We start from the raw sequence: 22,995 nt of genomic DNA, 5'->3' as shown, positions 1-22,995 counted from the left end.
AGCTTGCCGGCCTGCCTAGGATGGACGCAAGCGCGCGCGCCCAACGGCCGCGTCTGGCAGGCTCAGGCCTTGTGGTAGACCTGCGCGCCCTGTGCCAGGAACTCGGCCGACTTCTCCGCCATGCCTTCGGCCAGCGCCGCGTCCTCGCCCATGCCGTGCTCCTTGGCGTAGTCGCGCACGTCCTGGGTGATCTTCATCGAGCAGAAGTGCGGGCCGCACATCGAGCAGAAGTGCGCGACCTTGTGCGCGTCCTTCGGCAAGGTCTCGTCGTGGTACTCGCGGGCGCGTTCCGGGTCCAGGCCCAGGTTGAACTGGTCCTCCCAGCGGAACTCGAAGCGCGCCTTGCTCATCGCGTTGTCGCGCGCCTGCGCGCCAGGATGGCCCTTGGCCAGGTCGGCCGCGTGTGCGGCGATCTTGTAAGCCATCAGGCCTTCGCGCACGTCGTGCTTGTTGGGCAGGCCGAGGTGTTCCTTCGGCGTGACGTAGCACAGCATCGCCGTGCCGAACCAGCCGATCATCGCCGCGCCAATGGCGCTGGTGATGTGATCGTAGCCGGGTGCGATGTCTGTGGTCAGCGGGCCGAGCGTGTAGAACGGCGCCTCGCCACACTCGCGCAGCTGCTTGTCCATGTTCTCCTTGATCAGCTGCATCGGCACGTGGCCGGGGCCTTCGATCATGGTCTGGACATCGTGTTTCCAGGCGATCTTGGTCAGCTCGCCCAGCGTTTCCAGTTCGCCGAACTGCGCCGCGTCGTTGGCGTCGGCGATCGAGCCAGGACGCAGGCCGTCGCCCAGCGAGAAGGCCACGTCGTAGGCCTTCATGATGTCGCAGATTTCCTCGAAGTGCGTGTAGAGGAAATTTTCCTTGTGGTGCGCCAGGCACCACTTGGCCAGGATCGAACCGCCGCGGCTGACGATGCCGGTCACGCGGCCGGCGGTCAGCGGTACGTAGCGCAGCAGCACGCCGGCGTGGATGGTGAAGTAGTCCACGCCCTGCTCCGCCTGCTCGATCAGCGTGTCGCGGAAGATCTCCCAGGTCAGCTCCTCGGCGCGGCCATCGACCTTTTCCAGCGCCTGGTAGATCGGCACCGTGCCGATCGGCACCGGCGAGTTGCGGATGATCCACTCGCGGGTTTCGTGGATGTGCTTGCCGGTGGACAGGTCCATGACCGTGTCCGCGCCCCAGCGGATCGACCAGACCAGCTTCTCCACTTCCTCGGCGATGCCCGAGGACACCGCGCTGTTGCCGATGTTGGCGTTGACCTTGGTCAGGAAGTTGCGGCCGATGATCATCGGCTCGCTTTCCGGGTGGTTGATGTTGTTGGGAATGATGGCGCGTCCGCGCGCGACTTCGTCGCGGACGAACTCCGGAGTGATGATCTTCTGGATGTTCGCGCCGAAGCTTTCGCCCGGATGCTGCCTGAGCAGGTGCGCCTCGCGGATAGCTTCCAAGCGCTGGTTCTCGCGGATGGCGATGAACTCCATCTCCGGCGTGACGATGCCGCGGCGCGCGTAATGCATCTGCGTGACATTGGCGCCACCGATGGCACGACGCGGCTGCGGGCGCTCGCGGAAGCGCACGGCGTCGAGCTTGGGATCGTTCTCGCGACGGCGTCCGAATTCGGACGACAGGCTCGCCAGCAGCTCGGTGTCGCCGCGCTCGGCGATCCAATGCGCGCGCAGCGGCGCCAGGCCACGCGCCAGGTCGATCTCGGCGTTGCCGTCGGTGTAGGCGCCCGAGGTGTCGTACACCGCCAGCGGTGCGTTGTCCTCGCCGCCGAACATCGTCGGCGTGCGCGCCAATGCGATCTCGCGCATCGGCACACGGATGTCGGGACGCGACCCTTCGACGTGGATCTTGTGCGAACCCGGAATCGGGCGGGTGACGTCGGCCGACAGCTTCTCGGCCTGTTGGATCAACTCGGAGGGGACCGCATTCATTGGATTCGTCCTGTTTCGTTGGAAAACAGCGGACGCAACATGGCTGCGAAGTTCCCGCGCGCGGCGGCGCGTTGGACCCTGTGGCAGCCGAAAGATCGTCGCGGCGCGGACGAAGCGGCGGCGCGCACCGCGCAAGGCGGTGTCGCGAAGCTTCCCTACGGCGGTCTCAACCGCATCAGGTTCGAAGGGTCTGTCTCAACCGGCTGCCACCTGGACTAGCGTGTCGCACCGGTACCCCCGCTTCGGCGTGCATTTGACCATGCGCGCCCTGCCCGGTCCAACCTGGAGGGCTTTCCAAGCCCGCAGGTTTCGCATGCAACTGTTGACAGGCCGCGAAATCGCATGCTTTTCTCGACCCCATGACGCATCGCAACATGCCGCTGCAGACCCAGATCGGGTTCCCGCCTCATGGCGCGGGCGCCGTCGCGGCAGGCCTGATCGCGATTACCACGACCGGTACCGGCACCACTCCCTTCGGGGTGCGGACGGGCGTGTCCAGCTGATCGAAGACCACGCCTCCGCACCCGAACCGGGTGCGCAGGCCTGGCACCCGCAACGGACGAGGAGGCCCCACCCGGAGCCCGCCCATGCCGTCCGCCGATGCCTCACCCCTCCCCGCCGCTGCGCTGTGCCACGCGCACAAGTTCGGAGGCAGCAGCCTCGCCGACCCTGCCCTGTATCGCGCCGTGGTGCCGCTGATGGAAAACGGCGCCCGCAGGCGCATTGTCGTGGTCTCGGCGATGCAGGGCGTCACCGATGCGCTGATCGGGCTGTTGGCAGCAGCGTGCGAAGACCGGGATTGGGCACCCGATTGGCACGCGCTGCGCCAGCGCCACCTCGACGCCGCCGATGCGCTCGACGGTCACCATCAACACGGCCTGCATGCCGCGCTGGAGACAGAGTTCGCGCAACTTCGCACACAGGTCACGGCGATCGCGGCCGGCGAACACGACAGCGAACCCGTCGCCCAGGGCCTGCTCGGCCTGGGTGAAGTGTGGTCGTCGAGGCTGATGCACGCCGCGTTGGGCGGGCATGCCGCCGGCTGGCAACGGCTGGACGCGCGCGAGGTATTGACCGTGCATCCGGGCGAAATGGGCATGGCCGTGGACTGGGCGGCGAGCCGCGAGCGTCTGGTCCAGTGGCATTCCCTTCATGGCCAAGGCGATGTCGTCGTCACCGGTTTCGTGGCGCGCGATGGCGAGGGCCGCGCCACCACGCTCGGCCGCAACGGCAGCGACTACTCCGCGGCGATCTTCGCCAGCCTGTTCGACGCCGACGCGCTGACCATCTGGACCGATGTCGACGGCGTGCTGTCGGCCGACCCGCGCCTGGTTCCGGAAGCGGTATGCCTGCCGTCGATGTCCTACGCCGAGGCCTGTGAGCTGGCCTACTTCGGCGCCAAGGTATTGCATCCGCAGACGATGGCCCCGGTGCAGGAACGCGGCATCCCGTTGTGGATCCGCAATACCCGGCGGCCGCACCTGCCGGGCACGTTGATCGGTACCGGCAGCAGGCTCGACGGCGCTCCGGTCAAGGGCATCAGCCTGGTGCGCGAGCTGGCCATCGTCGAACTGGTCGGCAACGGCATGGTCGGCGTGCCGGGCGCGGCCGAGCGGCTGTTCGGTGCGCTGCGTCGCGCCGACGTGTCGGTGACGATGATCTCGCAGGGTTCGTCCGAGCATTCGATCTGCTGCGTGGTGCGCGCCGACCAGGCCGAGCGTGCGCGCGATGCGATCGCCTCCGCGTTCGCCGAGGCCATCGCCGACCGCCAGGCCCAAGCCGTCACGCTGACACGCGACATCGCGGTGCTCGCCGCCGTGGGCGATGGCATGGTCGGCACGCCCGGCGTCGCCGCGCGCCTGCTCGGCGGCCTGGCGCAGGCGCGCGTAAACGTCCGCGCGATCGCACAGGGTGCGGGCGAGCGGAACATCTCCGTCGCGGTCGGCGAGCACGACGCCACGCGTGCGCTGCGCGCTGCGCATGCGGCGTTCTGGCTGTCCCCGCAGACGCTTTCGATCGGTGTGATCGGGCCAGGCCAGGTCGGTCGCGCGCTGCTGTCGCAACTGGCGTCGGCACTTCCGGCACTGCGCTCGCGCTCGGGACTCGACCTGCGCCTGCGCGCGCTGGCCAACAGCCGCGCGATGCTACTGGACGAACGCGGCCTCGACCCGGCCGACGCCGCGTCGCAACTCGACGGCGAGCGGGCCGAACCGGTCGATCTCGATCGCTTCGCCCACCACGTCCGCGGCGAACACCTGCCGCATGCGCTGATCGTCGACTGCAGCGCCAGCGCACAGGTCGCCGCGCACTACCCGCGCTGGCTGGCCGCCGGCATCCACGTGGTCACGCCCAACAAGCACGCCGGCAGCGGCGCCTGGGCACACTATGCCGCCATCCAGGACGCCGGCCGCTGCGGCGGTGGTCGTTTCCGCTACGAGGCCACGGTCGGCGCCGGCCTGCCGGTCATGCTGACCTTGCGCAGCCTGCTCGACACCGGTGACGAGCTGATCGGCATCGACGGCATGCTCTCAGGCACACTGGCATGGTTGTTCAACCGCTACGACGGCAGCGCGCCGTTCTCGCAACTGGTGCGCGAGGCGCAGGCGCTGGGCTATACCGAACCCGATCCGCGCGACGACCTGTCCGGCCTGGACGTCGCGCGCAAACTGGTGATCCTGGCGCGCGAGGCCGGTCGCGCGCTGTCGCTCGAGGATGTGGAAGTGGAAAACCTGGTGCCATTGGCGCTGCGCGATGTCAGCCGCGACGAGTTTCTGGCGCGTCTTGACGAGATGGATGCTCCGATGCAGGCACGCTATCGCGAAGCCGACGCGCAGCAATGCGCGCTGCGTCACCTGGCCCGGCTCGACCGCGAAGGCCGCGCCAGCGTTGGCGTGATGGCGCTGCCGCCCGATCATGCCTGCTGCCACACGCGCCTGACCGACAACCTGGTGCAGTTCCGCACGCGCCGCTACGCCGACAACCCGCTGGTGGTGCAGGGCCCCGGCGCCGGTCCGGACGTCACCGCGGCCGGCGTGTTCGGCGACGTGCTGGCGATCGCGCAGTCGCTGGGCTCCGCATCGGGCGTTTCGTTGATGCATGGCGACGCGCACGTGGAGGCGCGCGCATGATCGGTGCCATCGAGCCACGACAGGTCCGCGCCTTTGCGCCCGGCAGCGTCGGCAACATCGGCGTCGGCTTCGATCTGCTGGGCCATTCCATCGCCGGCGTGCGCGACATCGCGACGGTACGCCGCATCGACGAACCGGCCGTACGCATCGCCGCGATCCGCGGCCACGTAACCGGTGCCGATTCCTTGCCGATGGAGGCCGGGCACAACACCGCCGGACAGGCGCTGATCTGCCTGCGCGACGGCCTGGGCCTGACGTACGGCTTCGAGCTTGAGCTGGAGAAAGGCATCCCGCTGGGTTCTGGCCTCGGCGGTTCGGCGGCATCGTGCGTCGCGGCGCTGGTTGCGGCCAATGCACTGCTCGATGCGCCGCTGCCGCGCGAGGCGCTGTACGAATTCGCGCTGGACGGAGAATCCGTTTCCAGCGGCAGCCGACATGGCGACAACGTCGCGCCGATGCTGCTCGGCGGCGTGGTGATGGCGACGGCGACGCGGATGATTCCTCTGTCCGTGCCCGGCTGGCTGCACGCCGTGGTGGTGCATCCCGACCAGACCCTGGAAACCCGGCGCGCCCGCGCGGTCCTCGCCGATCCCTATCCGCTGTCGCTGGTGGTGAAGCAGAGTGCGCATCTGGCGCTGTTCCTGACCGGCCTGCAACGCGGCGATGTCGCGCTGTTGCGCGAAGGCTTGCAGGACCTGCTGGTTGAGCCTCGCCGAGCACCGCTGATCCCGGGCTTCGTCGAAGCCAAGGCCGCGGCATTGGCGCATGGGGCGCTCGGCGCAAGCATTTCCGGCGCGGGTCCCAGCACGTTCGCATGGTTTGCGTCGAAGGCCGACGCCGAAGCGGCGGCGCCTGCAATGCAAGCTGCGTTCGCTGCGGCCGGCTACGGCTCGCGGGCGTATGTCACCCCGGTGGCGGGTCCGCGCGCGGAGGTCCTCGAAGATGGCCCGCGTTGACAGGACCGATGCGGACCGCCCATGAAATTCATCAGCACCCGTGGCAACACCCCGCCCAACGGCATCGATCAGGCACTCGTCGCCGGCCTCGCTCCCGACGGCGGCCTGTACGTGCCCGAACAGATTCCGACGCTCTCGTCGCTGCCCTCGACCGCCTCCCTCGCCGACACCGCGCGCGCGGTGCTGTCGCCTTATTTCGATGGCTCGACGCTGCGCGACCGCCTCGATGAACTGTGCGCACACGCCTATGCGTTCCCGGCTCCGTTGCGAGCGCTGGCCAACGACGGCGATCACCTGCTCGAGCTGTTCCACGGCCCCACCGCCGCGTTCAAGGACTACGCCGCGCGGTTCCTGGCCGCGGCGTTGGCGCAACTACGGCCGGCCGATAGCACTCCCACGACCATTGTGGTCGCGACCTCCGGCGACACCGGAGCCGCCGTCGCCGCCGCGTTCCATCGTCGCCCCGGCTTCAACGTGGTGATCCTCTACCCCGACGGCCTCGTGTCGCCGAGGCAGGCGCATGGCCTGGGTTGCTGGGGCGACAACGTGCGCGCGTTCCGCATCGAAGGCAGCTTCGATGACTGTCAGCGTCTGGCCAAGCAGGCCCTGGCGGACGATGCCCTGCGCGCGCAGGTACCGTTGAGCTCGGCCAACAGCATCAGCCTGGGCCGACTGCTGCCGCAGGTCGCCTACTACGCACACGCGGCCCTGCGATTTCATGCCGAACACGACGAACCGCTCAATGTCATCGTGCCCACCGGCAACCTCGGCAACGCCTGCGCGGCCTTCGTCGCGCGTCGCATGGGACTGCCGCTGGGCGAGATCGTGCTGGCCAGCAACGCCAACGACGTGCTGCCGCGATATTTCGCCGGCGAGGCGTACGAGCCGCGGCCGACCGTAGCGACACTGGCCAACGCGATGGACGTCGGCGCGCCAAGCAACTTCGAGCGCCTGCGCCACTGGCACCGCGACGATGCGCAACTGCGCGCCGCGCTGCGCGCCTTCGCCGTCGATGACGCCGCCATCAGCGCCACGATCCGACAGGCACCGAGGCGCCACGGCATCGTGCCCTGCCCCCACACCGCCACTGGCCTGCACGTGCTCGGGCAATTGCGCGAGAGCGGCGACAGCCGGCCGTGGACGGTGGTGGCCACCGCACACCCGGCCAAGTTCGAAAGCATCGTCGAGCCCCTGGTCGGCCACGTCGTCGAACCGCCACCCGCACTGGCCGAAACACTGGGGCGGCCTGCGTTCGCCGAGCCTTTGGCCGCCGACTACGCGGCATTGCGTAGCCTTCTCATGCAGGGTTGAGCGACCTCACCTGACCCCCATCACAACTCGACGACGTTACAAACGAAACTGTTGACATGCCCGGAACGGGCATGTTTACCTCGATGCCATGACGCAGCGCAGCATCCACTCGCAGAACGCACCGCACCGGCCGCACGGCCAGGCGCAAGCGCTGCGTGCTGCCAGCATCGACGCTTCGCTCCTGATCAAGCTCGCGCCGCTCGCGGCCGCACTTGTACTCGTACTCGTACTTATTACCGGGCATGCCAGCGCGGAGTACGGGTTTGCGTAAGTAACACCACCAAACCCCAGGTCTAAGAACCCAGACCCCGCGCCCGAAAAGGCGCGGGGTTTTTGTTTTTACGGCTTGGCTTCTTAAGAAGTCCGCACATGGATGTGCGGGCTCTTGCGAGGGACTCGCACTGATGAGACAGCAGCACGTGAGAAGCAACGCCATCAAGCAGGGCCCCGCACGCGCTCCGGCACGCGCGATGCTGCGCGCCACCGGCCTGGACGACGCCGCGATCGCCAAGCCGCTGGTCGCCGTCGTCCATACCTGGTCCGACGTGTCGCCGTGCAACCTGACCCTGCGCGATCTCGCCCAGCACGTACGCGCCGGCGTGATCGAGCACGGCGGCACGCCCATCGAGTTCAACACCATCGCGGTGACCGACGGCATCGCCATGGGCAGCGACGGCATGCGCGCCTCGCTCGCTTCGCGCGAGACCATCGCCGACTCGATCGAGCTGGCCGTCAACGGCCATTGCCTGGACGCGATGGTGCTGCTGGTCGGTTGCGACAAGACCATCCCGGCCGCGGCGATGGCGGCCGCGCGGCTGGATATCCCGACCGTGATCCTCTACGGCGGCACGATCATGCCCGGCCACTGCCCATCCCGGCGCGCTGTCGAGGGGGAAGGCGAGCAAGAGCGCGCGCTGACCGTGCAGGACGTCTTCGAGGCCGTCGGCGCACACTCCGCCGGCCGCATCGACGATGCCGAACTGCACCGCATCGAATCGCACGCCTGTCCCGGCGCCGGCGCCTGCGGCGGGCAGTTCACGGCCAACACGATGGCGATGGTGCTGACCTTCCTCGGCCTGTCACCGCTGCAGCTCAACGATATTCCTGCCGTCCACCCCGACAAGTCCGCCGCCGCGCATGCCTGTGGCGCACTGGTGATGCGGCAACTGCGCGAAGGGCGGCCGGGACCGCGCGCCATCCTCTCCCCCGCCGCGTTGCGCAACGCGGCTCGCGCGGTCTCGGCCACTGCGGGTTCGACCAATGCCGCGCTGCACCTGCTGGCGATCGCTCACGAGGCCGGCGTGGCGTTTGGACTGGAGGAATTCGAGGCAGCCGCGAGCACGCCCGTGATCGCCGATCTCAAGCCCGGCGGTCGCTACACCGCCGCGGAAATGTTCGAGCAGGGAGGCACCGCCCTGGTGGCACGCGAGCTGCGGGCGGCCGGTCTGATCGAGGACATCGCCACGGTCACCGGCCGCAGCTTTTTCCAGGAGCTCGACGACGTGCCGGCGCCCGCACATCAGGACGTGGTGCGCCCTGTCGGCGACCCGCTGAAGCCGCGCGGCGGCTATTCGATCCTCTACGGCGATCTCGCCCCCGAGGGCTGCATCGTCAAGCTTGCCGGACACGGGCGTGAGCACTTCGAAGGCGCCGCGCGCGTGTTCGATTCGGAGGAAGCCGCGTTCGCCGCCGTGCAGGCGCGCGAGATCCAGGCCGGCGACGTCGTCGTCATCCGCTTCGAAGGACCCGCCGGCGGTCCGGGCATGCGCGAAATGCTGGCGGTGACCGCCGCGCTGGTCGGCCAGGGCCTGGGCAATGACGTCGCGTTGATTACCGACGGCCGCTTCAGCGGCGCAACGCACGGCTTCATGGTCGGCCACATCGCGCCGGAGGCCGCGCGCGGCGGGCCCATCGCCCGCCTGCGCAACGGCGACCGCGTGCGCATCGATGTCGGCACGCGCCGCATCGACGTCGATGTCGACCTGGGCGCTCGCGAATGCGCGCGCATCGCACCGCGCGTCACAACCGGGGTGCTGGCCAAGTACGCCCAACTGGTCAGCTCAGCTTCGCGTGGCGCCGTAACCGCACCGGGTCCGCTCGACGACCGCCGCATCGCGGCCGCCCTTGTCGATTCGCCCCGACGCGACCCAACCGCATCGCTGCACGAACCGATCCCCGCCTGATCACCGCCGTTCCTTCTGCTTCCCACTCCCGCTTTCCAGCCAAGGACACCGCAATGACCACCAGCTCCAAACCCCGCGTCGCCATCGTCGGTTACGGCAGCCAGGGCCGCGCCCATGCGCTCAACCTGCGCGACTCCGGCTTCGACGTCACCATCGGCCTGCGACCGGGCGGCCCGACCGAACTGAAGGCCAAGGCCGACGGCTTCACCGTCAGGACGCCGGCCGAAGCGGTGAAGGATGCCGACCTCGTCGCCGTGCTGACCCCGGACATGGTGCAGCCGCAACTGTATGGCGAGGTCATCGATCCCAATATCCGCCAGGGCGCGTGCCTGCTGTTCGCGCATGGCTTCAATGTCCACTACGGCCAGATCACGCCGCGCGAGGATCTTGATGTCGTTCTGGTCGCGCCGAAGGGTCCGGGCGCGCTGGTGCGCCGCGAATACGAGATCGGTCGCGGCGTGCCGTCGGTCTATGCCGTGCACCAGGACCGCAGCGGGAATGCCGAGGCCTTCGCGCTGACCTATTGCGCCGGCATCGGCGGCGCCCGCCAGAACGCCATCAGGACCACGTTCAAGGAAGAAACCGAGACCGATCTGTTCGGCGAGCAGGCCGTGCTCTGCGGCGGTGCGACCAAGCTGGTCCAGGCCGGCTGGGAAACGCTGGTCGAGGCCGGCTACCAGCCGGAGGTCGCCTACTACGAGTGCCTGCACGAACTGAAGCTGATCGTCGACCTGTTCTACGAAGGCGGCATCACCCGCATGCACGAGTTCATCAGCGAGACCGCGCAGTACGGCGCGCTCACGCGGGGCGCCTACGTGGTCGACGACAACACCCGCGCGCAGATGAAGAAGGTGCTGACGGAGATCCAGGACGGCACCTTCGCCCGCCAGTGGATCGCCGAATACGCGGCGGGCAACGCCAACTACAAGGCGATGAAACAGGCCGACCTGGATCATCCGATCGAGGCGGTTGGCAAGAAGCTGCGCGCGAACATGAAGTGGCTGGCGACCGCGCCGCAGGCCGTGAAACCCGCCACCCAGCCGACGCAGACCGAGGCCGCGTGATGAACGGTGCCCGCTGGCTGGTTCAGGCGTTGGCCGCGGAAGGCGTCGACACGCTGTTCGGTTATCCGGGCGGCGCGATCATGCCCTTCTACGACGCCCTGCACGGGTCGGACCTCAAGCATGTGCTGGTCCGCCACGAGCAGGGCGCCGCATTCGCGGCCAATGGATACGCGCGGGCCAGCGGGCGCGTCGGCGTATGCGTGGCCACCTCCGGCCCGGGCGCCTCCAACCTCGTCACCGGCATCGCCGATGCGATGCTGGACTCGGTGCCGATGGTGATCATCACCGGCCAGGTGTCGACGGCGTTGATGGGCACCGATGCGTTCCAGGAACTGGATGTGTTCGGCATGACCATGCCGATCGTCAAGCACAGCTTCCTGGCGCGCCGCGTCGACGACCTGCCGCGCATGCTGGGCGAGGCTTTCCGCATCGCCCGTTCCGGCCGGCCGGGCCCGGTGCTGATCGACCTGCCCAAGGACGTGCAGGTCGGCGATGCAGCGCATCTTCCGCCGCACACGCCTTTGCCGGTCGATGCGGTGCCGACGGCGATCGATGCCTCGCTGCATGCGGCACTGGCGCTGATCTCGCAGGCGCAGCGTCCGGTGATCTATGGCGGCGGTGGCATCGCGCTCGGCGACGCGATGGCCGCGTTCCGAACCTTCGTCGATGCCACCCAGATTCCGGCCGTGCTGACGCTCAAGGGCCTGGGCGCCTTGCCGAGCGGTCATGCGCTCAACCTGGGCATGCTCGGCATGCATGGCAGCCGCGCCGCCAACCTGGCGGTGCAGGAATCGGACCTGCTGATCGTGGTCGGCGCGCGCTTCGACGACCGCGCCACCGGCAAGCTGGCCGAGTTCGCTCCCAACGCGCGCGTCGTGCACATGGACCTCGACGCCTGCGAGATCGGCAAGCTGCGCCATGCCGATGTCGGCGTGCGCGGCGATATCCGCGCCACGCTGACCACACTGACGCTGCCTTGCGCCGCGCACCTGCACGGCCGCAACGGCGCTGCCCGCCGCGCCTGGCGCGCGACCTGCCAGCAGCGTGCCCGCGAGCATGCCGCGCGCTACGACGCACCGGGCGAGACCGTGTACGCACCGGCGCTGCTGAAGCGACTTTCCGAGATGGCCCCCAGCGCCATCGTCGCCTGCGATGTCGGCCAGCACCAGATGTGGGTCGCGCAGCACTGGCGCTTCGCCGATCCGCGCCAACACCTGACCAGCGGTGCGTTGGGCGCGATGGGCTTCGGCCTGCCGGCCGCGATCGGCGCGCAACTGGCCCGCTCCGATAAGAGCGAGCCGCAGGCACAGGTGATCTGCGTGAGCGGCGACGGTTCGTTCCTGATGAACGTGCAGGAGCTGGCGACCGTTGCGCGCTATCGCCTGCCGATCAAGGTCGTGCTGCTCGACAACCAGGCGCTGGGCATGGTGCGGCAGTGGCAGGAGCTGTTCTTCGACAAGCGCTATTCGGAAGTCGACCTGTCCGACAACCCCGATTTCGGCGCGATCGCCAGGGCATTCGGCATCGCCGCGCTGCACCTGGACCGCGCCGCAGGCGTCGAGGACGCGCTGCAGGCGCTGCTCGATGCACCCGGCCCGGCGCTGCTGCACGTGGCCATCGACCAGGCCGCCAACGTCTGGCCGCTGGTGCCACCCAACCACAACAACGCGCAGATGCTCGATCCGGAATCGGATGCCGCCATTGCAGCGCGCGCCACCTTACCCACCGCCGAGGAGCCCCGCCATGCGATATCAGCTTGATCTCACCCTGCGTCAGGCCGAAGGCGCGCTGGCGCGTGTACTGGGTGCCGCCGAGCGGCGCGGTTTCCGCCCACTGGCGGTCGATGGCGAGGCGCAGCCCGACGGCGACCGCTGGTACCTGCGCATGACCGTCGAGGGTGACCGCCCCGACGACACGCTGCAGAGCCAGATCGCCAAGCTCTACGACTGCCTCGCCGTGGAGGTGTCGCCATGTCGGTGACTCCCTCCCCCACGAAGCAGGCCACTCGCGCACGCGGCGCCATGCCGGTGTCGATGCTCGACGATGCACGCCGCAGCGACACGCTGCTGCTGTGGTTCGATGGCGAACTCGCCGCCGCCGACGTCATGCAGGCGCCGCTGTCCACTCACGCCCTGCACTACGGCACCGGCGTGTTCGAGGGCATCCGCAGCTATGCCACCCGCGAAGGCGCGGCCGTGTTCCGACTGCCCGAGCACCTGGAGCGCATGCGCAAGGGCGCCGAACTGCTCGGCCTGCGCTTCGATGCTGCCCTGGCGACCGAGGCGACCGTGCAGACGCTGCGCGCCAATGGCCACCGTGATGCCTACATCCGGCCGCTGAGTTGGTTCGGCACCGGCGCGACCGGCCCGTCGTTCGGGCTCGACGTGTCGCCGCTGACCCAGCACTTCATGGTCACCACGGTGGCACAGCGTGTGCACCTGTCCGGCGAGCGCACGCGCCTCACCGTGTCGCCGTGGCGGCGCAACCCGGCCACGGCGCTGCCGCCGCTGAAGTTGTGCGGCGGCTACGTCAACTCGATCCTGGCCAAGCGCGAGGCCAGGTCGCGCGGTTTCGACGAGGCGTTGTTCGTCGATGAGGAAGGCTTCGTCGTCGAGTGCACCGGCGCCAACGTGTTCATGGTGCGCAACGGCCAGGTGACCGCGGTCGAGCACCGCGACGCGTTGCCCGGCATCACCCGGGACACGCTGATCGCGCTGAGCGGCGCGCAGTCGCGGCAGGTCACGCACCACGAACTGCTCGATGCCGATGAAGTGTTCGTCTGCGGTACCGCAGCCGAAGCGGCACCGATCAGCACGCTGGACCGTCGCGAGTTCGGAGACAACCCCGTCACCCGCGAGCTGGCCGCGCTCTATGCCCGCGTCGTGCGCGGCGAGGAGCCCGGCCGCTCGGCCTGGCTGACGGTGGTCTAGCCATGGACGGAGACGTAGCTTCCGGCACGCCGTGTGATGTCACCGCCGCCGACGTGCTGGCGGCGCAAGCTCGGCTGCGCCGCTACTTGCCGCCGACACCGCTGCATTACGCCGAGCGCTTCGGCTGCTGGCTCAAGCTGGAGAACCTGCAACGCACCGGCTCGTACAAGGTGCGTGGCGCGCTCAACGCGCTGCTGGCGGCGCGCGAGCGCGGCGACACGCGAACGGTGATCGCCGCATCCGCCGGCAATCACGCCCAGGGACTGGCCTGGGCCGCGTATCGGCTCGGCATCGCCGCCATCACCGTAATGCCACGCGCCGCCCCACAGACCAAGATCGCAGGCGTCGCCCACTGGGGCGCTACCGTGCGCCTGCACGGCGACAGTTACGACGAAGCCAAGGCCTTCGCTATCGAGCTTGCCGCGCAGCACGACTATCGCCTGCTGTCGGCCTTCGACGATCCGGACGTCATCGCCGGTCAGGGCACGGTGGGTCTCGAACTGGCCGCACTCGGCCCAGACGTCGTGCTGGTGCCGATCGGCGGGGGCGGCCTCGCTTCCGGCGTTGCACTGGCACTCAAGTCTGCGTGTCTGTCCGGGACGCAAGCGTCCCGGCGCGTGCGCGTGATCGGCGCCCAGGTCGAAGGCGTCGATTCGATGCGGCGTGTACTGCAGGGCGACAACGAACCGTGCGAGCCGGCCGCGACGCTGGCCGACGGCGTGCGCGTCAAGGAGCCCGGCCAACTGACACGACGACTGCTGGGACACCTGCTCGACGACATCGTCGTCGTGCGCGAGGCCGAGCTGCGCGAAACCCTGGTGCGGCTGGCGCTGGAGGAGCACGTCATCGCCGAAGGCGCTGGCGCACTGGCGCTGGCGGCCGGTCGCCGCGTAGCGAGCAAGCGCAAGTGCGCCGTGGTGTCCGGCGGCAACCTCGATGCCGGCGTACTCGCACAACTGCTATCTGACGTGCGCCCGCGCGCGCCGCGTCGACCACGCCGCCGCCATCGCGAGCCCTCCGCGCCGCTTTCGATGGAGCCCGCCATCGCCACGATCCCTCCCGCTTCCACCCCACCGCCCCGCGCCGCCTTCGCCACACGCGCGCACGACGAGGAGCTCTACGCATGAACCCAGGTTCCAGCAGTCCCGCCAACCGAGTACGCATCTTCGACACCAGCCTGCGCGACGGCGAGCAGTCGCCCGGCTGCAGCATGACCTCACCGCAGAAGCTGCGCTTCGCCCATGCCCTCGCCGAACTGGGCGTGGACGTGATCGAGGCCGGGTTCCCGGCCAGTTCGGATGCCGACCGCGACGCCGTGCGCGCCATCGCCCGCGAGGTACGCGGCGCCACCGTGGCTACCCTCGCGCGGTGCCATGCCGGCGACATCGCGGCCTGCGCGAGCGCGCTGGAAGGCGCCGTGCACCCGCGCATCCACGTCTTCATCTCGACCAGCCCGCTGCACCGGGAACACAAGCTCGGCCTGAGCCGGGAACAGGTCCTGGAACGCGCGGTGATGGGGGTCGGGCTGGCCCGCCAGTATGCCGACGATGTCGAGTTCTCCGCCGAGGATGCCCTGCGCACCGAGCCGGATTTCCTCGCGCAGGTCTGTGGCGCGGCGTTGGCCGCCGGAGCCCGCACGCTCAACATCCCCGATACGGTCGGTTACACCACGCCCAGCGAGATCCGGGCGCTCTTCGAATACCTGCACTCGAACGTGATCGGCGCCGACGAGGCGATCTTCAGCGCGCACTGCCACAACGACCTGGGCCTGGCCGTGGCCAACTCGCTGGCCGCCATCGAAGGCGGCGCGCGCCAGGTCGAATGCACGATCAACGGCATCGGCGAGCGCGCCGGCAACTGCGCGCTGGAAGAACTGGTGATGGCGCTGCGCGTACGCAGCGGCTACTACGAAGCGCACACCCGCATCGACACGCGCCGGCTGGTGCCGACTTCGCGGCTGCTCTCGCGCATCACCGGCATGGCCGTGCAACGCAACAAGGCGGTGGTCGGGCAGAACGCCTTCGCGCACGAGTCCGGCATCCACCAGCACGGCATGCTCAAGCATCGCGGCACCTACGAGATCATGGCGCCCGAGGACGTCGGCTGGGCGCAGTCGCAGATGGTGATGGGCCGCCACAGCGGTCGCGCCGCACTGAACGATCGGCTGCAGGCATTGGGCTTCGCGCTGGAGGAAGCGCAGCTCAACTCGGTCTTCGCCGCCTTCAAGACCCTGGCCGAGAAGAAGCGCGAAGTGTTCGACGCGGACCTGGAAGCCCTGGTGCTGGGGGCCGATGCGCGCGTCGCGCGCGGCCATCGCCTGGCGCGCCTGCACGTGAGCACCGGCGTCGCGCAGGACAGCCTGCCGACCGCCAGCGTGCAACTGGTCGATGCCGACGGCACCACGGTCAGCGAAGCGGCGATCGGCGACGGTCCCGTGCATGCGCTGTTTGCGGCGCTGGCGCGCGCCACGTCGCTGGAACTGGATATCGAGAGCTACCAGGTTTCCAGCGTCACCACCGGCGACGACGCGCAGGGCCAGGCCAGCATCACCGCGCGCGTCGACGGGCGTGAGCTGACCGGCTCGGGCACCAGCACCGACATCCTCGAAGCGAGCGCGCTGGCCTGGCTTGATATCGCCAACCGGGTATTGCGTACGCGGCAACCGGCGCGGGTGGCGGCGATGGCGTAGCTGCTCCTTGCCTGTGCCTCGCCCCTCTCGATGGGATCAAAACAAACCGAAGCAGAAGCAGAGCCCAATGACCCCGACCACACCGCGAACCCTGTTCGACAAACTCTGGGACGCCCACGTCGTCGCGCCTGAAAGCGATTCGGCGCCGGCGGTCCTGTACATCGACCTGCACCTGATCCACGAAGTCACCTCGCCGCAAGCCTTCGCTGAACTCGACGCACGCGGCTTGCCGGTGCGCCGTGCGGAACGCACCAAGGGCACGCTCGATCACTCGACGCCGACACTGCCTCCCGACGAAGACGGACAGCGCCCCTACGTCAACGCCGATGCTCGCGCGCAGGTCGAGAAACTGCGGGATAACTGCACTCGCTTCGGGGTCGAGCTGTTCGACTACGACAGCCCGCAGCGCGGCATCGTGCACGTGATGGGACCGGAACTTGGCCTGACCCAGCCGGGCCAGACCATCGTCTGCGGCGACAGCCACACCGCCACGCACGGCGCGTTCGGCGCACTGGCCTTCGGCATCGGCACCAGCGAGGTCGGCCACGTGCTGGCCACGCAATGCCTGCTGCAGCGCAAGCCCAAGACGCTGGCGATCACCGTCGACGGCGAGCTGGCGCCGGGCGTCGGCGCCAAGGACCTGATCCTGCACCTCATCGGCGTGATCGGCGTCAACGGCGGCACCGGCCATGTCATCGAGTATCGCGGCTCGGCCATCCGCTCCCTGTCGATGGAACAGCGCATGACGGTGTGCAACATGTCGATCGAGGCCGGCGCGCGCGCGGGCCTGATCGCGCCGGACGACACCACGTTCGATTACCTGCTTGGCAAGCCACGTGCGCCGCAGGGAGAGGAGTTCGAACAGGCCGTCGCGCAATGGCGACGTTTGCATTCCGACGAGGGCGCGAGGTTCGACCGCGAGGTCCGCATCGATGCGCGCGACATCCGGCCCACCATCACCTGGGGTACGCATCCCGGGCAGGTGGCGGCGATCGTCGCGCACGTTCCCGACGACGCCGACAGCGACGAGGCCAAGGCGCGCGACTACATGGGCTGGGAGCCGGGCGCGGCGCTGGCCGGACGCCCGGTCGACGTCGTGTTCGTCGGCAGTTGCACCAACTCACGGCTGTCGGACCTGCGCGAAGCCGCGCGCGTACTACACGGGCGACGGGTGCATCCGCGCGTGCGCATGCTGGTCGTGCCGGGCTCGGAGCAGGTCAAGCGCGACGCCGAAGCCGAGGGCATCCACCGCATCGTGCGCGACGCCGGCGCGGAATGGCGCGAGCCCGGCTGTTCGATGTGCATTGCCATGAACGGCGACATCGTCGGGCCGGGGCAATTGGTCGTGTCCACCAGCAATCGCAACTTTGAAGGACGACAGGGCAAAGGCGCGCGCACGGTGCTGGCCTCGCCGCTGACCGCCGCCGCCTGCGCGGTGGCCGGAGAGATCACCGATCCGCGGCCGTATCTCACCACGGCTCCGGCGGACCTGCCCGAGCTCGATGCACTGGAGGTCGCGTGATGCATGCCGCTTCCACTGCTTCGGATCGTCATCCCCGCGAAGGTGGGGATCCATCGATCCACACGCGGAAGGCAACCAATCCCGTCGTAGCCATTGTGGATTCCCGTCTTCGCGGGAATGACGACGCCTCAACTTCCCCGGAGTCTTGCTGATGCGTCCCTTCACCGAACTCACTTCGCGCACCGTCGTATTGCGCGAACGCAACATCGACACCGACCAGATCATCCCCGCGCGCTTTCTCACCACCACCGAACGCAAGGGCTTGGGCAAGCACGCGTTCAATGACTGGCGCACTCTGGCCGACGGTTCGCCGGATCCGGAGTTTCCGTTCAACCGGCCGGAAAGCATCGGCGCCAGGATCCTGGTGGCCGGCCGCAATTTCGGCTGCGGTTCCTCGCGCGAGCATGCTCCCTGGGCGCTGACCGATCTCGGACTCCGCGCGGTGATCAGCGCCGAGATCGCCGACATCTTCCGCAGCAACGCGCTGAAGAACGGCCTGCTTCCGATCGTGCTGGACGAGGTCGTCGTAGACGAACTGCTCGATCGTCCCGGCATCGAACTGCGCATCGACGTTGCCAGCCGCAGCGTGATCCTGCCAGGCGGCACCCGCGTGAGGTTCCCGCTCGACCCCTTCGCCCAGACCTGCCTGCTCGAAGGCGTCGACCAGCTCGGCTATCTGCTCAAACAACAACCCGCCATCCAACGTTACGAGGAGTCGCTTTATGGGAGCCGGCGCCATGCATGCTGAGATCGTCGTTCTGCCGGGCGACGGCATCGGCCCGGAAGTCACTGCCGCCGCCGTCGAAGTGCTGCGCGCCGTCGGCCGCCGCTATGGCCACGAGTTCCGGTTCGTGGAGAAACCGATCGGCGGCGCCGCGATCGACGCCACCGGCGAACCGCTGCCGGCCGACACGCTTGCCGCCGCGCAGCGCGCCGATGCGGTTTTGCTCGGCGCCGTCGGTGGACCCAAGTGGTCCGATCCGAAGGCCACCGTGCGGCCCGAACAGGGACTGCTGGCGATCCGCAAGGCGCTGGGCTTGTATGCCAACCTGCGCCCGGTGAAACCGCACGCCGCCGCACTCGGCGCGTCGCCGATCAAACCGCACCTGCTGACCGGCGTCGACCTGATCGTAGTGCGCGAACTCACCGGCGGCATCTACTTCGGCCAGAAGCAACGCACGGCCGACTCCGCCAGCGACCTGTGCGAGTACAGCGTCGCGGAGATCGAGCGTGTGGTTCGCCGCGCCTGCACGCTGGCGCGCGGCCTTCGCGGGCGGGTCACCTCGGTCGACAAGGCCAACGTATTGGAGACATCGCGCCTGTGGCGGGAAGTCGCCACGCGAGTGGCGCGCGACGAGTTTCCCGACATCACGCTCGAGCATCAACTCGTCGACTCGATGGCAATGCACCTGCTGGCCAAACCGCGCGAGTACGACGTGATCGTCACCGAGAATATGTTCGGCGACATCCTCACCGACGAGGCCTCGATGCTGGCCGGCTCGCTCGGCTTGCTGCCGTCGGCGTCACTGGGGTCCAGCGGCGCGCATGGCAACGCCAAGGACAGCCACCAGAAAGTCATCGGCCTGTACGAACCCATCCACGGCTCCGCACCCGACATCGCCGGCCGCGGGATCGCCAATCCTTACGCCACCATCCTCAGTGCGGCCATGTTGCTGCGGCACTCGCTTGGGCTGGAGGATGAAGCCAAGTGCGTCGAGAAAGCGGTCAGCGGCGCGCTCGACGCGGGAATCTTCACGGCCGACCTGGCACCGGACGGTCATGGCGTCGGAACGCGTGCGGCGACGGCTGCGGTGCTGGAACAATTGCAGGCGGAGTGCGGCGTGGTCGAGATGCGGGACTGAAAGATCCGGAGAAACAGGAAGGGCGCCCTGCGGCGCCCTTTCTGTTTGTTGCGGGCAGACAGTCCCGTCACGCCGTCTCCGGCGCCTTCACCCGGAACCACGCCGCATACAGCGCCGGCAGGAACAGCAGCGTCAGGAACGTGGCGACCGTCAGGCCGCCCATGATCGCCACCGCCATCGGCCCGAAGAACGCGCTGCGCGACAGCGGGATCATCGCCAGGATCGCCGCCAGCGCGGTCAGCACGATCGGGCGGAAGCGGCGCACCGTGGCCTCGACTATCGCCTGCCACGGCGCGGCGCCCTCGCCGATGTCGTGCTCGATCTGGTCTACCAGAATCACCGAGTTGCGCATGATCATGCCTGCCAGCGCGATCGTGCCGAGCATCGCGACGAAGCCGAACGGCACGCGGAACACCAGCAGGAACAGCGTCACGCCGATCAATCCCAGCGGCGCGGTCAGCAGCACCATGATGCTGCGCGTGAAGCTGCGCAGCTGCAGCATCAGGAGCGTGAACACCACGAACAGGAACAGCGGCATGCCGGCAGCGATCGACTTCTCGCCGCGCGCCGAGTCCTCGACGCTGCCGCCCACATCGATCGAGTAGCCGTACGGCAGCTTGGCGCGCAACTCGTCCAGCGTCGGCGAGATCTGCGCGGTCACCGTCGCCGGCTGCGTGCCGTCGTAGATGTCGGCGCGCACGGTCATCGTCGGCGCGCGGTCGCGATGCCAGATGATGCCCTCCTCGAAGCCGTAGTCGAGCGTGGCGATCTGGGTCAGCGGGACGCTGCGGCCGCTTTCGGTGGGCACCATCAGGCTGCCGAGCATGTCCAGCCGCAGGCGTTCCTCGGCCGGGCCCCGCAGCAGCATCTCGATCAACTCGTTGCCTTCGCGGTAGGTGCTGATGTGCGAGCCGGACAGCGAGCTGGACAGGAACTGCGACAGCCGCGCCGAACTGACGCCCAGCGCGCGGGCGCGTTCCTGGTCGACCGTCAGGCGCACGACCTTGTTGGGCTCGTCCCAATCCAGGTTGACGTTGGCGACATGCGGATTCTCGCGGAACTTCGCTCGCACCTGGTAGGCGATCTCGCGCACCCGCTCGATGTGCTCGCCGGACACACGGAACTGCACTGGATAGCCGACCGGCGGTCCGTTCTCCAGGCGCGTCACGCGCATCTGCAATTCGGGGAAGCGCGGAAACACGTCCTTGATCAGCCAGCTGCGGATTTCCTCGCGGGCGTGAACGTCCTTGGGCGTCAGCACGAACTGCGAGAAGTTGGCCGCAGGCAGTTGCTGGTCGAGCGGCAGGTAGTAGCGCGGTGAGCCAGTACCGACATAGGCGACGAAGCTCTTCAGATCCTTGCGCTGCGCGAGGATCTTTTCCAGTCGTTGCGCCTGCGTGGTCGTGGCGCGCAGCGAACTGCCTTCGGCAAGTTCGATGTCGACCATCAGTTCCGGCCGTGTCGAATCCGGGAAGAACTGCTGCGGCACGAAGCGGAACAGGAAGACCGATGCGACGAACGCGGCGGCAGTGACGCCGATCACCAGCCAGCGCCGGCGCACGCAGAATGTCACCCAGGCGCGGAACCGGGTGTAGAAGCGGCTCGCGTACGGGTCGTGGACATGCCCGTCGATCGGCGCCTTGGGCATCAGGACGTCGCGCAGCGCCGGGAGGCCGTTGGCCAGCCGCACACGGAAGTCATGCCAGCGTGCCGACAGCGAGCCCGGCTTCGGCGGCTTGGCCGCATGCCCGTAGTCGGGAAGCAGCTTGTCGCCCAGGTAGGGAATAAACGCCACCGCGGCGATCCACGACACCATCAGCGCGATGGTCACCACCTCGAACAGCGAGCGCGTGTATTCGCCGGTGCTCGACTTGGCAGTGGCGATCGGCAGGAACCCGGCGGCGGTGATCAGCGTGCCGGTCAGCATCGGGAACGCCGTGCTGTCCCAGGCGAACGCGGCGGCCTTCAGGCGACTGAAGCCCTGCTCCATCTTGATGGCCATCATCTCCACCGCGATGATCGCGTCGTCGACCAGCAGACCCAGCGCCAGCACCAGCGCGCCCAGCGAGATCTTGTGCAGGCCGACGCCGAAGAACGACATCACCGCGAAGGTCATCGCCAGCACCAGCGGAATCGACAGCGCCACCACCAGGCCGGTGCGCAGTCCCAGCGAGAAGAAGCTCACCAGCAGCACGATCGCGACGGCTTCGGTCAGCACGCGGATGAACTCGCCCACGGACTCCTCCACCGCCGCAGGCTGGTCGGCGACCTTGCGCAGCTGCATGCCGGCCGGCAGCGACTTCTGCAGGTTGGCGAACTCGACCTCCAGCGTCTTGCCAAGCTTCAGGATGTCGCCGTCCTCCTTCATGGCCACGCCGATGCCGATCGCATCCTCGCCCATGAAGCGCATGCGCGGCGCCGGCGGATCGGCGAAGCCGCGGCGCACGTCGGCAACGTCGGCCAGGCGGAAGGTACGGTCGCCGACGCGGATCGGGAACTCGCGGATCTGATCGACCGAGGCGAACTTGCCGCCGACGCGCAGCGGCACGCGCGTGCTGCCGGTCTCGAAGAAACCGGCCGGCACCATCGCGTTCTGCTCGTCCAGGGCCCGCTGCACCGCGGAGGCGGGCACGCCGAGCGTGGCCAGCTTGACGTTGGACAGCTCGACCCAGACCTTCTCGTCCTGCACGCCGAACAGCTCGATCTTGCCGACGTCTGGCTGCTTCTGCAGCGCCAATTGCACGCGCTCGGCGTAGTCCTTCAGCACTGCATAGTCGAAGCCCTTGCCGGTCAGGGCATAGATGTTGCCGAAGGTGTCGCCGAACTCGTCATTGAAGAACGGACCGACAACATCGCCCGGCAGCGTCGGCTGGATGTCGCCGACCTTCTTGCGCACCTGGTACCACAGCGGCGGGATGTCCTTGGAGCGCAGCGAGTCCTTGGCCACGAACATCACCTGCGACTCGCCGGCGCGCGAGTACGAGCGGATGAACTCGTACTGGCCGGTTTCCATCAGCTTCTTTTCGATGCGCTCGGTGACCTGGCGCGAGACCTCCTCGGCGGTGGCGCCCGGCCACAGCGTGCGGATGACCATCACCTTGAAGGTGAAGGCCGGGTCCTCGCTGCGGCCCAGCCGCAGGTACGAAAACGCGCCGGCGATGGCCATCACCAGCATCGCGTAGACGATCAGGCTGCGATGGCGCAGCGCCCATTCGGAGAGGTTGAAGCGCATCTGGGTTGCCTATGTTGGGTCACCCTTTCCCGCGCACGGGAGAGGGATTGCTCCGCTATCCGATCCTGGCGCGTCGCCCCCTTCCCGCTCTCTTCCCCGCAAGCGAGGGAAGGACGAAGGTGCCGTGCGGGCGTCGCGTCTATCGTTTTGTGGGGCGCATCCTTGCTGCCGACATCTT

At 68.5% G+C, this 22,995-nt stretch carries 17 protein-coding genes and 1 riboswitch; of the genes, 15 read left to right on the top strand and 2 right to left on the bottom strand.

Translation table 11 applies throughout. The features are described from left to right. Positions 1-62 precede the first annotated feature (62 nt). Complete coding sequence (thiC, locus tag J2X06_RS03625; RefSeq protein WP_310058393.1) at positions 63-1,940, bottom strand: phosphomethylpyrimidine synthase ThiC; 1,878 nt, start codon at positions 1,938-1,940, stop codon at positions 63-65. Between the two features lie 134 nt (positions 1,941-2,074). Then, positions 2,075-2,189, bottom strand: a riboswitch (TPP riboswitch). Between the two features lie 110 nt (positions 2,190-2,299). Here thiC and J2X06_RS03620 point away from each other — a divergent pair. The 15 genes from J2X06_RS03620 (at position 2,300) to leuB (ending at position 19,585) form a co-directional block, all read left to right on the top strand. Further along, the gene (locus J2X06_RS03620) at positions 2,300-2,443 is read left to right on the top strand and encodes a hypothetical protein (protein WP_310058392.1); all 144 of its coding nucleotides are present in this window, start codon (positions 2,300-2,302) and stop codon (positions 2,441-2,443) included. Positions 2,444-2,527: 84 nt separating this feature from the next. Further along, positions 2,528-5,068: a bifunctional aspartate kinase/homoserine dehydrogenase I gene (gene thrA, locus J2X06_RS03615; RefSeq protein WP_310058389.1), complete on the top strand. Its 2,541-nt coding sequence runs from the start codon at positions 2,528-2,530 to the stop codon at positions 5,066-5,068. Next, positions 5,065-6,024, top strand: coding sequence for a homoserine kinase (locus J2X06_RS03610; RefSeq protein WP_310058387.1), 960 nt, complete (start codon positions 5,065-5,067; stop codon positions 6,022-6,024). Before thrA ends, J2X06_RS03610 begins: the two co-directional genes overlap by 4 nt. A 21-nt stretch (positions 6,025-6,045) precedes the next feature. Continuing rightward, on the top strand, positions 6,046-7,335 hold the full coding sequence (gene thrC, locus J2X06_RS03605) for a threonine synthase (RefSeq protein ID WP_310058385.1): 1,290 nt from the start codon (positions 6,046-6,048) through the stop codon (positions 7,333-7,335). Between the two features lie 88 nt (positions 7,336-7,423). Further along, on the top strand, positions 7,424-7,606 hold the full coding sequence (locus tag J2X06_RS03600; protein ID WP_310058382.1) for a hypothetical protein: 183 nt from the start codon (positions 7,424-7,426) through the stop codon (positions 7,604-7,606). A 133-nt stretch (positions 7,607-7,739) separates the two neighbouring features. After that, entirely contained in the window at positions 7,740-9,518 is a 1,779-nt protein-coding gene (locus J2X06_RS03595; protein WP_310058380.1) for a dihydroxy-acid dehydratase, read from the top strand. Then, on the top strand, positions 9,518-10,582 hold the full coding sequence (ilvC, locus tag J2X06_RS03590; RefSeq protein WP_430539535.1) for a ketol-acid reductoisomerase: 1,065 nt from the start codon (positions 9,518-9,520) through the stop codon (positions 10,580-10,582). The genes J2X06_RS03595 and ilvC overlap by 1 nt, the downstream gene beginning before the upstream one ends. Further along, complete coding sequence (ilvG, locus tag J2X06_RS03585; protein ID WP_310058377.1) at positions 10,582-12,342, top strand: acetolactate synthase 2 catalytic subunit; 1,761 nt, start codon at positions 10,582-10,584, stop codon at positions 12,340-12,342. Before ilvC ends, ilvG begins: the two co-directional genes overlap by 1 nt. Beyond that, the gene (locus tag J2X06_RS03580) at positions 12,326-12,562 is read left to right on the top strand and encodes an ACT domain-containing protein (protein WP_310058375.1); all 237 of its coding nucleotides are present in this window, start codon (positions 12,326-12,328) and stop codon (positions 12,560-12,562) included. Before ilvG ends, J2X06_RS03580 begins: the two co-directional genes overlap by 17 nt. Then, on the top strand, positions 12,553-13,512 hold the full coding sequence (locus J2X06_RS03575) for an aminotransferase class IV (RefSeq protein ID WP_310058373.1): 960 nt from the start codon (positions 12,553-12,555) through the stop codon (positions 13,510-13,512). Before J2X06_RS03580 ends, J2X06_RS03575 begins: the two co-directional genes overlap by 10 nt. Positions 13,513-13,514: 2 nt before the next feature. After that, entirely contained in the window at positions 13,515-14,639 is a 1,125-nt protein-coding gene (locus J2X06_RS03570) for a threonine dehydratase (RefSeq protein ID WP_310058371.1), read from the top strand. Beyond that, positions 14,636-16,201, top strand: coding sequence for a 2-isopropylmalate synthase (locus J2X06_RS03565; RefSeq protein ID WP_310058370.1), 1,566 nt, complete (start codon positions 14,636-14,638; stop codon positions 16,199-16,201). The genes J2X06_RS03570 and J2X06_RS03565 overlap by 4 nt, the downstream gene beginning before the upstream one ends. Before the next feature lie 67 nt (positions 16,202-16,268). Continuing rightward, positions 16,269-17,723: a 3-isopropylmalate dehydratase large subunit gene (leuC, locus tag J2X06_RS03560; RefSeq protein WP_310058368.1), complete on the top strand. Its 1,455-nt coding sequence runs from the start codon at positions 16,269-16,271 to the stop codon at positions 17,721-17,723. A gap of 151 nt (positions 17,724-17,874) precedes the next feature. Then, positions 17,875-18,471 carry a 3-isopropylmalate dehydratase small subunit gene (gene leuD / locus J2X06_RS03555; RefSeq protein WP_310058366.1) on the top strand — a complete coding sequence of 199 codons (597 nt, stop codon included), beginning with the start codon at positions 17,875-17,877 and terminating at the stop codon, positions 18,469-18,471. After that, entirely contained in the window at positions 18,461-19,585 is a 1,125-nt protein-coding gene (leuB, locus tag J2X06_RS03550) for a 3-isopropylmalate dehydrogenase (RefSeq protein ID WP_310058364.1), read from the top strand. The genes leuD and leuB overlap by 11 nt, the downstream gene beginning before the upstream one ends. Positions 19,586-19,652: 67 nt before the next feature. Here the strand turns inward: leuB and J2X06_RS03545 are convergent, their stop codons facing one another. Next, positions 19,653-22,817, bottom strand: coding sequence for an efflux RND transporter permease subunit (locus J2X06_RS03545; RefSeq protein WP_310058362.1), 3,165 nt, complete (start codon positions 22,815-22,817; stop codon positions 19,653-19,655). Positions 22,818-22,995: the final 178 nt, after the last annotated feature.

The organism is Lysobacter niastensis (assembly GCF_031457115.1).
Taxonomy (GTDB): domain Bacteria; phylum Pseudomonadota; class Gammaproteobacteria; order Xanthomonadales; family Xanthomonadaceae; genus Lysobacter_J; species Lysobacter_J niastensis_A.
The sequence above is the reverse complement of the archived record's forward strand: the minus strand, read 5'-3'. Positions and strand labels throughout refer to the sequence as shown.